This is a genomic window from Corynebacterium sp. KPL1818, from assembly GCF_000478135.1.
Taxonomy (GTDB): Bacteria; Actinomycetota; Actinomycetes; order Mycobacteriales; family Mycobacteriaceae; genus Corynebacterium; species Corynebacterium accolens.
In genome coordinates this window covers 311,014-323,645 of record NZ_KI515760.1, presented here as the reverse complement: position 1 = coordinate 323,645, position 12,632 = coordinate 311,014, and the positions used below count along the sequence as shown (strand labels likewise).

Annotated in this window: 14 protein-coding genes and 1 tRNA gene; 8 read left to right on the top strand and 7 right to left on the bottom strand. The window is 59.6% G+C overall.

The genetic code is table 11. The annotated features are described in order from the left end of the window. Positions 1-49: 49 nt before the first annotated feature. Together lysA and argS are read right to left on the bottom strand one after the other, a co-directional pair. Positions 50-1,387: a diaminopimelate decarboxylase gene (gene lysA, locus HMPREF1261_RS11125; RefSeq protein ID WP_023031026.1), complete on the bottom strand. Its 1,338-nt coding sequence runs from the start codon at positions 1,385-1,387 to the stop codon at positions 50-52. Further along, on the bottom strand, positions 1,388-3,040 hold the full coding sequence (argS, locus tag HMPREF1261_RS11120) for an arginine--tRNA ligase (RefSeq protein ID WP_023031025.1): 1,653 nt from the start codon (positions 3,038-3,040) through the stop codon (positions 1,388-1,390). It abuts the gene before it with no gap. A 226-nt stretch (positions 3,041-3,266) separates the two neighbouring features. Here argS and HMPREF1261_RS11115 point away from each other — a divergent pair, with 226 nt between their 5' ends. The 8 genes from HMPREF1261_RS11115 (at position 3,267) to HMPREF1261_RS11080 (ending at position 10,020) form a co-directional block, all read left to right on the top strand. Further along, positions 3,267-4,052: a (Fe-S)-binding protein gene (locus tag HMPREF1261_RS11115; RefSeq protein ID WP_023031024.1), complete on the top strand. Its 786-nt coding sequence runs from the start codon at positions 3,267-3,269 to the stop codon at positions 4,050-4,052. Then, positions 4,052-5,557, top strand: a complete 1,506-nt coding sequence (locus tag HMPREF1261_RS11110) for a lactate utilization protein B (RefSeq protein WP_023031023.1) — start codon at positions 4,052-4,054, stop codon at positions 5,555-5,557. Before HMPREF1261_RS11115 ends, HMPREF1261_RS11110 begins: the two co-directional genes overlap by 1 nt. Continuing rightward, on the top strand, positions 5,554-6,174 hold the full coding sequence (locus tag HMPREF1261_RS11105) for an LUD domain-containing protein (RefSeq protein ID WP_023031022.1): 621 nt from the start codon (positions 5,554-5,556) through the stop codon (positions 6,172-6,174). The genes HMPREF1261_RS11110 and HMPREF1261_RS11105 overlap by 4 nt, the downstream gene beginning before the upstream one ends. A 111-nt stretch (positions 6,175-6,285) precedes the next feature. Next, complete coding sequence (locus tag HMPREF1261_RS11100; protein WP_023031021.1) at positions 6,286-7,842, top strand: alpha/beta fold hydrolase; 1,557 nt, start codon at positions 6,286-6,288, stop codon at positions 7,840-7,842. 53 nt (positions 7,843-7,895) lie between these two features. Beyond that, a tRNA-Arg gene (locus HMPREF1261_RS11095) sits at positions 7,896-7,969 on the top strand. A gap of 407 nt (positions 7,970-8,376) precedes the next feature. Beyond that, complete coding sequence (locus HMPREF1261_RS11090) at positions 8,377-8,571, top strand: hypothetical protein (protein ID WP_023031020.1); 195 nt, start codon at positions 8,377-8,379, stop codon at positions 8,569-8,571. Positions 8,572-8,665: 94 nt separating this feature from the next. Beyond that, complete coding sequence (locus HMPREF1261_RS11085) at positions 8,666-9,331, top strand: hypothetical protein (protein ID WP_023031019.1); 666 nt, start codon at positions 8,666-8,668, stop codon at positions 9,329-9,331. After that, positions 9,331-10,020 (top strand): MucR family transcriptional regulator, encoded by a 690-nt coding sequence (locus tag HMPREF1261_RS11080; RefSeq protein ID WP_023031018.1) that lies wholly within the window; start codon positions 9,331-9,333, stop codon positions 10,018-10,020. The genes HMPREF1261_RS11085 and HMPREF1261_RS11080 overlap by 1 nt, the downstream gene beginning before the upstream one ends. A gap of 33 nt (positions 10,021-10,053) precedes the next feature. Here HMPREF1261_RS11080 and HMPREF1261_RS11075 read toward each other — a convergent pair whose 3' ends face one another. The 5 genes from HMPREF1261_RS11075 to HMPREF1261_RS11055 all read right to left on the bottom strand — a co-directional run bounded on the left by HMPREF1261_RS11075 (position 10,054) and on the right by HMPREF1261_RS11055 (position 12,625). Then, a complete protein-coding gene (locus HMPREF1261_RS11075; protein ID WP_023031017.1) occupies positions 10,054-10,428 on the bottom strand; it encodes a hypothetical protein in 375 nt (124 codons plus the stop codon). Beyond that, positions 10,425-10,838: a hypothetical protein gene (locus tag HMPREF1261_RS11070; RefSeq protein WP_023031016.1), complete on the bottom strand. Its 414-nt coding sequence runs from the start codon at positions 10,836-10,838 to the stop codon at positions 10,425-10,427. The genes HMPREF1261_RS11075 and HMPREF1261_RS11070 overlap by 4 nt, the downstream gene beginning before the upstream one ends. A 5-nt stretch (positions 10,839-10,843) precedes the next feature. After that, a complete protein-coding gene (locus HMPREF1261_RS11065; RefSeq protein ID WP_023031015.1) occupies positions 10,844-11,209 on the bottom strand; it encodes a hypothetical protein in 366 nt (121 codons plus the stop codon). Continuing rightward, a complete protein-coding gene (locus HMPREF1261_RS11060; protein WP_023031014.1) occupies positions 11,209-12,000 on the bottom strand; it encodes a peptidoglycan recognition family protein in 792 nt (263 codons plus the stop codon). The genes HMPREF1261_RS11065 and HMPREF1261_RS11060 overlap by 1 nt, the downstream gene beginning before the upstream one ends. 64 nt (positions 12,001-12,064) lie before the next feature. Continuing rightward, positions 12,065-12,625 carry a hypothetical protein gene (locus HMPREF1261_RS11055; RefSeq protein ID WP_023031013.1) on the bottom strand — a complete coding sequence of 187 codons (561 nt, stop codon included), beginning with the start codon at positions 12,623-12,625 and terminating at the stop codon, positions 12,065-12,067. Between the last annotated feature and the right edge of the window lie 7 nt (positions 12,626-12,632).

The window sequence follows — 12,632 nt, the reverse complement described above, 5'->3', positions numbered from 1 at the left end:
CGCCGCACGGGCCGAATGCGGCCCCTGCGTTACGGGGGTAGAACTGGGCTTAATCCACTTCCAAGGACAAAAGATCCTCAATGGTTTCGCGCCGCAGCATGGGTTTGGTATTTCCCACGCGCGTGGCAACCACGGCTGGGCGCACCGCGCCGTTGTAGCGAGAGGACATCATGTACTGATACCCACCGGTGGCCGCGAAGGCGAGCAAATCTCCCGGCTGGATATCATTGGGCAATTCGCCTTCCTCCAGCAGGATATCGCCGGATTCGCAGTGGAAGCCCACGATGCGCGAGGGCACCATCTCGCCATCGCTAAAGCGGTTCACCAGGCGCACATCGTATTCGGAACCATAGAGCGCGGGGCGAATATTATCGGACATTCCCCCATCGATGGAGATATACCGGCGCACCGGCAAATCGGCCTTGCCGGTTTCCACGTCCTTGACCGTACCCACGCGGTAGACGGTCACGGCAGAACCCGCCACCAAGGAGCGCCCCGGCTCCACGAGGAGGAACGGTGCCTTAATGTCGAGTTCTTCCGCGGTCTGGTCCACGGCCCGCAGCATGTCCTGCGCCACGCGGTCAATATTCAGCGCTTCCTCATAGGGCATATATGGAATACCAAAGCCACCGCCCAAGTCCAGCTCCGCTAGGTCAACGCCCAGCTCGGTGTGGATTTGACGGTAGAGCTCCAGCACGCGCTCGGCGGCGAGCTTGAACCCCTCGGCGTTGAAAACCTGAGAACCCACGTGGCAGTGCAAGCCACTCAAGTGAAGGTTATCTACCTCAAGGCAGCGCTTCGCGGCGGCAAAAGCCGCGCCCGTGGCCAAGGAAATTCCGAATTTCTGGTCCTCGTGCGAGGTAGCAACGAACTCGTGCGTATGCGCATCCACACCCGGCTTAACGCGAATCATTACCGGCTGCACCACGCCAGCCTCGCCGGCGATGCGGTTGAGCTCTTCGAGCTCCTGCTCATTATCAATGACCACGTGGCCCACGCCTGCATCCACGCACAGGCGCAAGTATTCCTCGTCCTTATTATTGCCGTGCGCGGTAATGCGTGCGGCTGGGAACTCGGCGGCGAGCGCGATCTTTAGCTCATTGAGCGCGGCGGCATCGAGGCACAGGCCCTCTTCGTTGACCCACTGCACGACCTTTTTGGAAATGAACGCCTTGGAGGCATAGTGCACGTGATCGGGTCCACCGAAGGCGCGGGCCATGTCTTGGCAGCGCGAGCGAAAGTCATCTTCATCGAGAACGTAGAGCGGGGTCTGGAATTCCTCTGCCAAATCCGGCAAAGGCACCTCAGCCACGGTAACGACGCCGTCTTCCTGGCGGCTCGCATTCCGCGGCCACACGTGGGCGGGAAGCTCATTGAAATCAGTCATTTACATCTTCTCCGGTGAGCTCACGCCAACCATGGTCAATGCATTGGACAGGACGACGCGGGAGGCTTCCGCCAATGCGAGGCGTGCGCTGTGAATGGGCTGCTCTTCCTCCCCTGCCTTGGGCAAGACCTGGCAGGTGTCGTAGAAACGGTGGAATACGCCAGCCAACTCTTCGGCATAGCGCGCCACGCGGTGCGGCTCGCGCAGCTCCGCGGCATCTGCCACTACGGCAGGGAACTCACCCAGGGTGCGGATGAGGTCGCCTTCGCGCTCATGCTCCAGCAGGGAGAGGTCCGCACCCTCGGAGCTCACTCCTAGCTCGGCGGCCTTGCGCCCAATCGAGCACAACCGGGCGTGCCCGTATTGCACGTAGTAGACCGGATTATCCGAAGACTGCGACTCCCACAGGCCCAGGTCGATATCGATGGACTGATCCGCGGACGAGCGCACCAGCGAATACCGCGATGCATCGATACCGATGGCGGCGACCAAATCCTCAATGGTGATCACGGTGCCCGCGCGCTTAGACATGCGCACCGGCTTGCCATCGCGCAGCAGGTTGACCATCTGGCCAATGAGCACCTCGACGCCATCGGCGTCATAGCCCAGGGCGGCTGCTGCCGCCTTCAAGCGCGGTACATAACCGTGGTGGTCAGCGCCCAACATGTAGATATTGAGATCGTGACCGCGGTCGAATTTATCGGCCACATAGGCGATATCGCCGGCGATATACGCCGCATTGCCGTCCGATTTCACCACGACGCGATCCTTAGAATCGCCATAATCAGTGGACTTGAGCCACCACGCATTGTCCGCCTCATAGAGGTGGCCTTCAGACTTCAGGGTCTCAAGCGCCTTATCTACCGCGCCAGATTCAAAGAGCGAGTTTTCGTGGAAGTAGACATCAAAGTCCACGCCGAATTCATGCAGGGACTGCTTAATCTGGGCAAACATCATCTCCACGCCATCGGCACGAAAGGCCTCTTGTACCTGTGCGGCATCGCCCTCGAGCGCGCTTGGATTCTTTTCCACCACCGCGCTTGCGATGTCGTGGATATAATCTCCGCCGTAGCCGTCCTCCGGCGTGGGCTCGCCCTTCGCTGCGGCAACAAGGGAGCGCGAGAAGCGGTCAATCTGGCCGCCGTGATCGTTGAAGTAGTACTCGCGGGTGACCTCGGCACCGGAGGCAGTAAGCACCCTGCCCAGCGAATCGCCGACGGCGGCCCACCGCGTACTGCCCAGGTGAACCGGGCCGGTGGGATTGGCGGATACGAATTCCAAATTAATCTTCTTGCCCGCAAAGGAACCATTGGAACCGTAGTCCGCGCCCGCCTGCAGAATCTGGGCCACGATCTCACCCTGGGCGGCGGCGGCCAGGCGGATATTAATAAAGCCAGGGCCGGCAATATCGGCCTCCGCAATCGCATCGTGCTGGGCCAATTTTTGCGCTAGCCAGCTGCCAAATTCGCGCGGGTTAGCGCCGGCTTTCTTGGCCACCTGCAAAGCAAGGTTGGTGGCGTAGTCACCGTGTTCTGGGTTGCGGGGGCGCTCTACCGTGACTGAGTCCGGCAATACGGACACGTCTAGGTCATGTTCTGCCATGACCTCGGTGGCGGATTCTTTAACTAAGGTGGCCAAATCAGCTGGAGTCATGTGGCAAGAGTCTAGTCCACTGCCCCGACACGTGCGAAAAGAAGCACTGGCTAACTTTTCCGAGGGCAGAATTTACTCATTTTCTAGACCTCTTAGGCAAACCTATATTGCGATATATATTACAAAATATATGCTGATAACAAGGTGATACACCCTACGATTCACCTGGTGAATGTGTAGGGTTAATTACACCTCCATGACTTAAAAAACTAATAAGGAGCACCGTATGCGCATTGCGCTTTTTTCTACTTGCATTGGTGACACCCTGTTCCCGGACGTCCAAAAGGCGACGGCATTGATTCTTTCCCGGTTAGGTCACGAAGTGGTCCTTCCGGAAGAGCAAACCTGCTGCGGCCAGATGCACATCAACACCGGCTACCAGAAGGAAACTCTGGGGATGATCCGCTCTTATGCGGATGCCTTCGCGGATCCTTCCATTGACTACGTCGTGGCCGCCTCCGGTTCCTGCGTGGCAGCAGTTCGCGACCGCCACGAGAGCATCGCCGACCGCTACGGTACTTCGGCCGATGTGGATGGCGCGCAGAAGACCGCGGGAAAGACCTACGACCTCACGGAATTTTTGGTCGATATTGAGGGCGCGACCAACGTCGGCGCTTTCTTCCCGCACCGCGTGACCTACCACTCCGCTTGCCACGGCCTGCGCTTCCTTAAGCTAGAAGACCGCCCCTACAAGCTTTTGCAAGAAGTCGAGGGCATCGACTTAGCACCGCTGGCCAATAGCGAGGAATGCTGCGGCTTCGGCGGCACCTTCGCACTGAAGAATCCGGAGGTCTCCCAGGCCATGGTCTCCGATAAGACTCGCCACATTAAAGACACCAAGGCCGAGTACGTGACCGCCGGTGACTCCTCCTGCCTGATGAATATCGGCGGCGCCCTGCACCGCCAGCGCTCCGGCATTCGCGCCCTGCACATGGCAGAGATTTTGGCCTCCACGAAGGAACACCCGTGGCAGCCTGACTCCGCCGCTTACTCCAAGGAGACGATGCTCTAATGACCTCTTTCCTCGAGACCACCCCACCACGCGCCCCTGAAGGCTACGGCAACCTGCGCGGTAGCAAGGCCTTCGTCCCGCTCGCGCACGTTGGGCTGAATAATGCTACCCAGCGCCACAACCTGCAGCACGCGACCACCACGATCCGCCAAAAGCGCGCCAACACCGTGCAGGAAGTAGATGACTGGCAGCAGCTCCGCAACGCCGGTTCTGCCCTCAAAGAGGACGTCGCTGCCCGCATGCCGGAACTGCTCGAGCAGTTTGAAAAGGCCGTGTCTGACCGCGGCGGCATCGTCCACTGGGCACGCGACGCCAAGGAAGCCAACGAGATCATTGAAGGGCTCATCCGTGAAACGGGCAAGACCGATGTGGTCAAGGTGAAATCCATGGCTACCCAGGAAATCGGCTTAAACGAGCACCTCGAAGAAGCCGGAATTCACGCCCAGGAAACCGACTTGGCAGAGCTCATCGTCCAGCTTGGTAACGATAAGCCATCGCACATTTTGGTGCCCGCAATCCACCGCAACCGTGCGGAGATTCGCGATATCTTCGTCGATAAGATGCCCAATACGGATGACTCTCTGAAGGCTGAGCCCGCTGAATTGGCCGAGGCATCCCGTAAGTTCCTGCGCCAGCAATTCATGAAGGCCAAGGTCGCCATTTCCGGCGCCAACTTCGGCGTGGCCGAGACCGGCACCGTAAACGTTGTGGAATCTGAGGGCAATGGCCGCATGTGCCTGACGTTGCCGGAAACGCTGATTACCGTCATGGGTATCGAAAAGCTCGTGCCCACCTTCCAGGACCTGGAAGTCTTCCTGCAGCTGCTTCCCCGCTCCTCCACCGCGGAGCGCATGAATCCTTATACCTCCATGTGGTCCGGTGTGACAGAGGGCGATGGCCCGCAGAACTTCCACATCGTTCTGCTGGACAATGGGCGCACCGCTGCGCTGTCCTCGCCCATTGGCCACCAGGCGCTGAAGTGCATCCGTTGCTCGGCCTGCCTGAACGTCTGCCCCGTGTACGAGCGCGCCGGCGGCCACGCCTACGGCTCCGTGTACCCAGGCCCTATCGGCATCTCGCTGACGCCGCAGCTTACCGGCATGAAGGACCACAACGATCCATCGGCAAGCCTGCCGTATGCCTGCTCGCTGTGCGGACGCTGCGACGACGTGTGCCCGGTGAAGATTCCGCTCTCTGATGTCATCGTGGAAAACCGCCATCAGAAGGTCACCCACGCTGCCTCCCCGATCGAGCCGAAGCTCTTCAAGACGGTGCAGCTGCTCTGGGATAATCCGAAGATGTGGGATAAGGTCACCCACCTCGTGGCGCTCGGCCGCGTAATGGGCGGGTTCAACGGGACCATCGAATCGCTTCCGCTGTTTCTGTCCGGTTGGTCCGATGGCCGCGATACCGCGATTCCACCGAAGAAATCCTTCCGCCAATGGTTCGACTCCGAAGAAGGCAAAGAGCTGCTGGCTAATGCCCGTAAGGAGGCCAACAAGTGAGCGCCAAGCAAGACATCCTAAACCGCATTCGCTCGGCACAGAAGCAGGCTGGGCTCGCGGATCACGTCGATGTGCCGCGCGAATATCAGCGCAAAGGCACTCTAAACGATGATGAGCTGCGCGAGATGCTGGTCGATCGCCTCGAGGATTACAAGGCGGAAGTCCACGTCACGGAGGAAAGCGATCTCAAAAAGACGCTGGATACGATCGTCAACGATCGAAACTGTAAGGACATCCGCTACGCCCCGGGCATGAATGCCGATCTTTTTGACGGCCTTCCGGCCCGCCCGGACGACGAGGACGCGGATCCGCGCGAGCTTGACGATGCCGATGCCGTCGTCACCGAGTCCTTCGTGTCTTCCGCACAGACCGGCACCATCGTATTGCAGTCCGATTCCCGCTGCGGCCGCCGCGCGTTGACGCTGGTACCGGACCGCCACATCTGCATCGTCCGCCGCGACGAGGTGGTCTACGGTATCCCCGAGGTTATCTCCCGGATGGACCCCGACAAGCCCGCAACGTGGATTTCTGGCCCCTCCGCCACCTCCGATATCGAGCTCTCGCGCGTCGAGGGAGTGCACGGCCCGCGCGATCTCATTGTGATTATTGTGAAGTAGCGTGGTTAGGGTGCCGAGTTAGGGCACCCGCCGCGTGGAAATCACTGCTACGAACCTGAAAAAAGCATAAGCTGACTCTGACAAACGCTATAGAAGTCGGAGCTTTAGCTTATGCTTTCTTTTTCTAGAAAAATTTCTACCGTAGTCTGCGCTAGCGCCCTCGCACTGGGCGTGGCAGCCCCCACCGCCACCGCGGCAGAGCCGCACATCACCTGGGAGGATTGCCCTGAACAGGTCAACATCGATCGCGCCGAGTGCGGCCGGATAGAGGTACCTACCTACTACGATAATCCCGAGGCTGGCACCATTAGCGTCGGTTTCGTTCGCGTACCCGCCGCGCAGCCAGACGCGCGCCGCGGTGCGCTCTTTACCAACCCAGGTGGCCCTGGCGGTGACGCCTATTCTTGGGCTGGCAACGATGCCGTCGAATGGCCCGAAGAAATTCGCAACGAATGGGATCTGATCGGCGTCCAACCGCGCGGGCTGCCCGGTTCCACCCCGGTAGACTGCGCCGCCACCCCGAATTTCAATCCCATCGAGGCCACTACGCAGATCGGCAAGGCCACCCGCGATGCCTGCGAGCAGAATACCCCTGGCTATACCAACTCTTTGACCACCGCCAATACCGCCCAAGACTGGGAAATGGTGCGCCAGGCGCTGGGTGAGGACGTCATTGACATCGCCGGCGTTTCCTACGGCACTTACCTTGGCTCGGCTTATGCCACCAAGTATCCGCAGCACACCGGCAAGGTGCTGCTCGATTCCGGCATGAGCCCGCAGCTGGCATGGAACGGCATCTTCGCCTCGCAGCAACAGGGATATGAAAATGCGCTGCAGGATCTTTTCCAATTCATCGCGGACAATGACGCCACCTACCACTTGGGTTCTACCCCACTCCAGGTCTATGAAAAGTGGTCGCAGAAAGTCGCCATGGAAGCCGGCGCCCGCCCCACCGTATTGCCACCGGATGCGAAAATCGGTGACCTTCCCCCAGGGCTCGAGTTCGCCGGCCAACCGGGCGCGGACATCATGACCGCCACGGGTGAGCTGCGCGTGCAGGCAGAATTCCTCGCCAACAAGGCTCTTAACCCACAAGCAGATCAGAGGGCCTCAATCACCTTAGGCAAGACCCGCGAGGTAGTTCCCATGCCCGCGCACTGGGATGAGTTTGCCAAGTACTTAAACGGCAGCAAGCCCCTCGAAGTCGTCGATGATCCGGAGCTTGCCCGCGCGGTGCAACAGCAAACAATCCAGATGATGAATATGCAAAACCTCATCGTCTGCAACGAGAACACCGTCGCCGGTAACCCGTGGCTCTTCCCCACCTACCTGTGGTCCAACTTCGTCACCGGCGATATTTTCTCCTTGGTTAATTCCATGTATGGATCTGGCGCCGGGTGTGGCGGCCGCGGACCCGTTACCGGCGGGGCACCACTCGATGGCTCGCACCTTGCCACCAAGCCCCTGCAAATCCAAGGCACGGGCGATCCGCAGACCCCGTACCAGTACCATGAGGCCCTCTCCCAGCCCATGCAATCGCGGGTCGTCACCGTCCACGGTCCCGGCCACGGACACTTTGCGCTGGGTAATAAGGCCGTCGATGAGATTGGCGTGCACTATCTACGCACCGGTGAGGTAACCACCGCTGACGCACCGGGCCTGATTTAGTTCCGCGGCGGCCGATGCGCTAGAATCACATCGTTGGGAATTTTCCCAGCGATGTCTCCGTAGCTCAGCGGATTAGAGCATCGGTTTCCGGTACCGAAGGTCGCAGGTTCGATCCCTGTCGGGGACACTTTTATAATCCCCCTTTTATCAGTGTTTTTGCTGGTGGGAGGGGGTTTCTTCGTTTTCGTGTATCGGGTGATTTCGGGCCGTTTTGGGTGGTTTCCTGTCGTGTATGTCGTGGAATTGCATGGCCGTTTTTGCGGAGATAGCTCGGTAGCTCGGACCGGTCGATGGGCGCACCCTATGCCCTATAGTGCAGCACTCTATCCCGGCTTATCCCGGCTCGACGGCATAGCCGGCGCACCCCGGGGCCGCCATGGGTACGCGCCGGCTCGGCAACGGTGTATCCCCCACTGCTAGCTAGGCATCGCTGCGCCCCTTTCGCACAGCACTACGCAACCAGGTTGACAACGCGCCCCGCTTGTCATACACTTAGACATGTAAGCAAGAGAGCAACACCAAAAGGAAACAACAATGACCGCCTACACCACCCGCAACGAGGCCATCGACCGCGAGATCATCACCCCGCTCGGCGAGTACGCCGCACAGCACGATATCGACGCCATTGCAGACGCAGTACTCACCACCACCGGCGAGGGCATCGACTACCGCTACACCCTGCGCGAGGATGTGGACTTCTGGGATGTAGTCGCACAGCACGCACTGTAAAAAATAGCCTAGATGGTCACCCGCGGGGGTTCGACTCCCCCGCTAGGCACCGCGCCACCCGGCGCTACCACCCCCACCACTGGAAGGACATTTCATGTACAGCCTCACCACCCCGAATAAGGATCTCTCGCTCACCGGCGACACGCTGGAAGAATTGCGCAAAAAATTGGTCGATTTCCATGAGGAGAATCGCCGCGACCCCCAATACGGCGACTACCTAGACCAATTCGAGGCGGTCTACCCCCGCGACGAATCTGAGCTGGACGACGATGAGGAGTCGACTGCGCCCCGCAACCTCACCCCGGACATTCTCAAAGGACTAGCCCGCATGGTCTGGGATGTGCCCACTGTCTCCCTACATGAGGAGGACGGCACCGACATTCACCGCCTCGGCGATACTCTGCACTACATGCTCGACATGGATACGGACGCGGCGGTAGACACGCTACGCACCTACATTGAGCAGGTAGAGGATATCGACGGGCGGAGCATTGATGAGGATGCGATTTGTGAGCAGGATGCTGATTTCCTTATTGGCGCGGTGAAAAGCGCCCGGGCCGCCGGTGACCTCGGACGAAACGAGATGGAGCATGTAGAGGACTGTGCGGCGGAGTATCAGGACGCGGCGGATACGGCGGAATCGCTTAGGCAGGAGCGCGACCGCGCCATAAAGGCCGCTTTGGCCGCCGGTGCATCCGCCTCCCATGTAGCCCGCGCCGCCGGTATCACCCGGCAGGCAGTCGCAAAAATGAGCCGCTAATGCGAGTAGGTGACCCAGACGGGTATGGCCGATACGGATTCATCGACGGCGACCATACCCACCTTCTATGCCATGAATGCGGCGAGTATTTCCAGTCTCTCGGAGCTCACGCGGTCATAGCGCATGGCATGACCGCTGATGAATACCGGGAGGAGCACGGTATCCCCCGGCATATCCCGCTAGTCTCTGACGATGTAGGAGACCGCATATCCACTCACACACGGGGACGGATAGGCGATGCGGGGTGGAAAAACTTCGAGAGCAAGCGCGACCCCACCGCCGCATCTCACGCGAGGAGTAAAGAGTCTTTCACCCGGCGGGGTGTGGAGCGCGAGCGGCAGCGGGAGATAGCCATACAGAATATTGCCGGGGCGCGGAAGCCGCGCCGCCCCTGCGAGGTATGCGGCAGGCCACCCAGCAAAGCACAACTCAATGTGCCCACCTGCGGGCCGGTATGCGCCCGGATTCACCGCTATCGCACCTGGGGCAGTGGCCCGATTGTCACCCGGTGGGCTGAAATGCTCGAAGCGGGTGAATCAAAATCCAGCATCGGTAGACAGTATGGGTGCTCGCATACGAATGTGCGAGTAAAGGTCAACCGCTGGTTGGAGCACATGGATGATATTAGAGTCCTGATAAGCGAGGTGCCTGGGGTGGAGCTGGAGGCATGGGAGCGCGATAGCCTGTAAAACGACGAAAAGACCCCGCCGGGTGGGCGGGGTTTATCCGTTGATGACATCCTCATGCACGTCGGGTGGGAGCTGGGCGGAATCTAGCTGCACATCGTGTTTTTGGGTGATGCGGCGCAGGCCATTGACGGCGGCCCAATATTTCCGCCGGGTGGTCTCCACAATTTCTTGGAGGGATTCTACCCGGTCTCGCAACGCATCGATTTGGTCGGACTGTGCCTTGAGTTCTTCCTGCTGGGCGTCGATGCGCCGCATGATGGAGTCGGTGAATGCTTTCCATTCTGGCTTATCCGACTCTATGCGTTTCGCGTCGCGGGTGGCTTGGGCTGTGACTTTCGTTCCTAAATAGGTGAGGATGGCGGCGCCGATGACACCTATGAGCGTGGCCCATTCACCGCTAATATTCATCCAGCCCCCTTAAGCTCGGGCACCTCCAGCTTATCGGGGGCGCGGCCCCTACCGAATGCCCAGAGGGCGAGGAGTGTGATGGTGGCGTAACCAATCGCGGTGACCCACCCACGACCACCGGAGACAATGAAGCTGACTGCCCACATGAAATGAATACCGATGCCCAGGCCGACGGCCAGGGGGCGGGCGTGCCGCAATGGGATGGCGGCCAGGCAGAAAAGGCCGATAGTGAGCCACACCCACGACCATGTAGATGGTTCCGCCAGCGACTCCAAAAAGTGCACTGGCGTGCGGCGTTGGTCCACAATCATCGGGAGGTATGAGGAACCGCGCACAATGATGGAGATACCTAGAATAGCCAACCCTGCGGCGTCACTCGTGAGCCACGTGCGGAGCTTGCAGGAGTCCATGATTATCACTCCCCCGCGGTAGTAGGGCCACTGTAAACCGGCAACCCTGCGGGCTGTGCTTCGAGGTGAGCACGGTCAGCCTGCCCAGCCAAGCGCGGCGCCATGGATGGGGTGACACCATCAATGGTAAGGCGGTTGACTAGTGTGGTGAGGAAAAATCCCACGCCGCCAATAAGCGCAATAGTCCATTCTGGGGCGTTCGCGTAGTAGACGGGGATAATGCCAGCGACCCATGCTAAGGCCTGCAACACCAGCATGATGGTGCCCTTGTAGCGTAGCCACCACGGCTGCTCCTGGAGTTCTATGGCTACAGCGTCAGCAACCTGCTCCGACACGGTCGTGAGGGCAGGATTCTTGTAGTGCTTTGCCATTATTTCTTCCTCCGCTTTAGCTCGTCTAGGTCTGCTTGAATCTGCACAAGCTGGTGGCGAATACTTGCCACAGCATCAACCAGTGTGAGGTCCTGCCCTTTCTCGTTTTGCCCTAGCTGGGGCCAGCCCTTGCCGTGTGGGCCGCGTAGCTGCGTCCAGATTTCCTGGATAGCGTCAAACTGCGGGCTAAAATAGCCCGTGATGAAATCGGTGAAGTATTTTTGTGTGAGTGCCACTGGCGTGTTCTCTTTCTTCGGCGCTGGCGCCGCGTTGGTCATTTGGTCGTACCATTCTTGGGCGCGACGAATATACGCATCATGGTATTTATGCCCGGGGCGTAGGTGATACGGGCATGAGGTCGAGCCGCCGGACTCAATACTGTGGAAGCGGACGTTCTTGCCTGACTCTGGGCGTCCTAGTTTGTAGTAGCGGCATAGTGCGGCGACAAGATGCGCGCCTGCCTCGCGGGTGACTTCGCTGATGGGCCAGTCCTGGTCAGGCCCGGCGCTGTTAGAATGCTCGATGCTTAACGAACGCTGGTTAGAATATAGATTCGCATTCGACCAAGCGGTGTCCGTATCGTTGACGGCTTGGCCGATCATGCCGGTGGGTGAGATGGCGTAGTGTGCGCTGGCTGGCCGTTGCTGCCAGACGCGTACGCAGTCGTCTACGTCTCCTATCATCGCCATGTGGTGTAGGGTGACGAACTCGATTCGTGCTCCTCCGCGCCCCGGTGTGTAGTGCTTGTTGAGCAGGTTATATTTATCCGGCTCGATATTTTCCCAATCCATTTTTGCCCTCCTTAGGGTATGAGTGTGCCCCCGTGACCTTGGCGGTCAACGGGGGCTGTGGGGGTTATTCGCTGGTTTCTTCCCAGCTGGTATCGGTTCCGGGCTCGCTGCGGTTGCCGTCGGTGGTGGAGCGCCAGGTTTTGCCCTGGTGGGTGACTTCTGCGCCCGCGGGGTACAGCTCGGTCTTGGATTGTGGTTCTTTCCATGCTGGCACGCCCGGGGCCTCCTCCGGCTCCGGCACCGCGTCTTCCTTGGGTGGGTTGTACACCTCCCACCCAGAATCAGGGGCGGATGGCCGATTTTTGTTCAGCCCGTCGGCTCGGTTGATGTAGATACGCCCATCGTCTAATACCGCGTCACCCCGCATGTAGGCCTGGGATTTCTTCGAGCTCGGGTCACGCCACGCTGGCACGATACCGTCCCCGTTGATTGCGGCCTCCTCGGTCGCCACCTCAGGGCGAGTAATCTCACCCTGCGCTGCGAGGTCTTTCACCAGCTCCACTTCGGCTTCCTGCACGGCTGGTAGTGCCTGGCGGCGCTGTACCTCATCGTCGAAAATCCAGCGGCGTAGCTCCGCAAAATCAGCACCATTTAGGGCCTGAATCTGCTTCTTAATGGTCTCCATTATCTCT

Coding starts and splice junctions, on each gene's coding strand:
- HMPREF1261_RS11090 (WP_023031020.1), top strand. CDS start 8,377: ATGACCGCCTACACCACCCGCAACGAGGCCATCGACCGCGAGATCATC.
- HMPREF1261_RS11055 (WP_023031013.1), bottom strand. CDS start 12,625: ATGGAGACCATTAAGAAGCAGATTCAGGCCCTAAATGGTGCTGATTTT.
- HMPREF1261_RS11115 (WP_023031024.1), top strand. CDS start 3,267: ATGCGCATTGCGCTTTTTTCTACTTGCATTGGTGACACCCTGTTCCCG.
- argS (WP_023031025.1), bottom strand. CDS start 3,040: ATGACTCCAGCTGATTTGGCCACCTTAGTTAAAGAATCCGCCACCGAG.
- HMPREF1261_RS11060 (WP_023031014.1), bottom strand. CDS start 12,000: ATGGATTGGGAAAATATCGAGCCGGATAAATATAACCTGCTCAACAAG.
- HMPREF1261_RS11100 (WP_023031021.1), top strand. CDS start 6,286: ATGCTTTCTTTTTCTAGAAAAATTTCTACCGTAGTCTGCGCTAGCGCC.
- HMPREF1261_RS11075 (WP_023031017.1), bottom strand. CDS start 10,428: ATGAATATTAGCGGTGAATGGGCCACGCTCATAGGTGTCATCGGCGCC.
- HMPREF1261_RS11070 (WP_023031016.1), bottom strand. CDS start 10,838: ATGGACTCCTGCAAGCTCCGCACGTGGCTCACGAGTGACGCCGCAGGG.
- HMPREF1261_RS11065 (WP_023031015.1), bottom strand. CDS start 11,209: ATGGCAAAGCACTACAAGAATCCTGCCCTCACGACCGTGTCGGAGCAG.
- HMPREF1261_RS11080 (WP_023031018.1), top strand. CDS start 9,331: ATGCGAGTAGGTGACCCAGACGGGTATGGCCGATACGGATTCATCGAC.
- lysA (WP_023031026.1), bottom strand. CDS start 1,387: ATGACTGATTTCAATGAGCTTCCCGCCCACGTGTGGCCGCGGAATGCG.
- HMPREF1261_RS11110 (WP_023031023.1), top strand. CDS start 4,052: ATGACCTCTTTCCTCGAGACCACCCCACCACGCGCCCCTGAAGGCTAC.
- HMPREF1261_RS11085 (WP_023031019.1), top strand. CDS start 8,666: ATGTACAGCCTCACCACCCCGAATAAGGATCTCTCGCTCACCGGCGAC.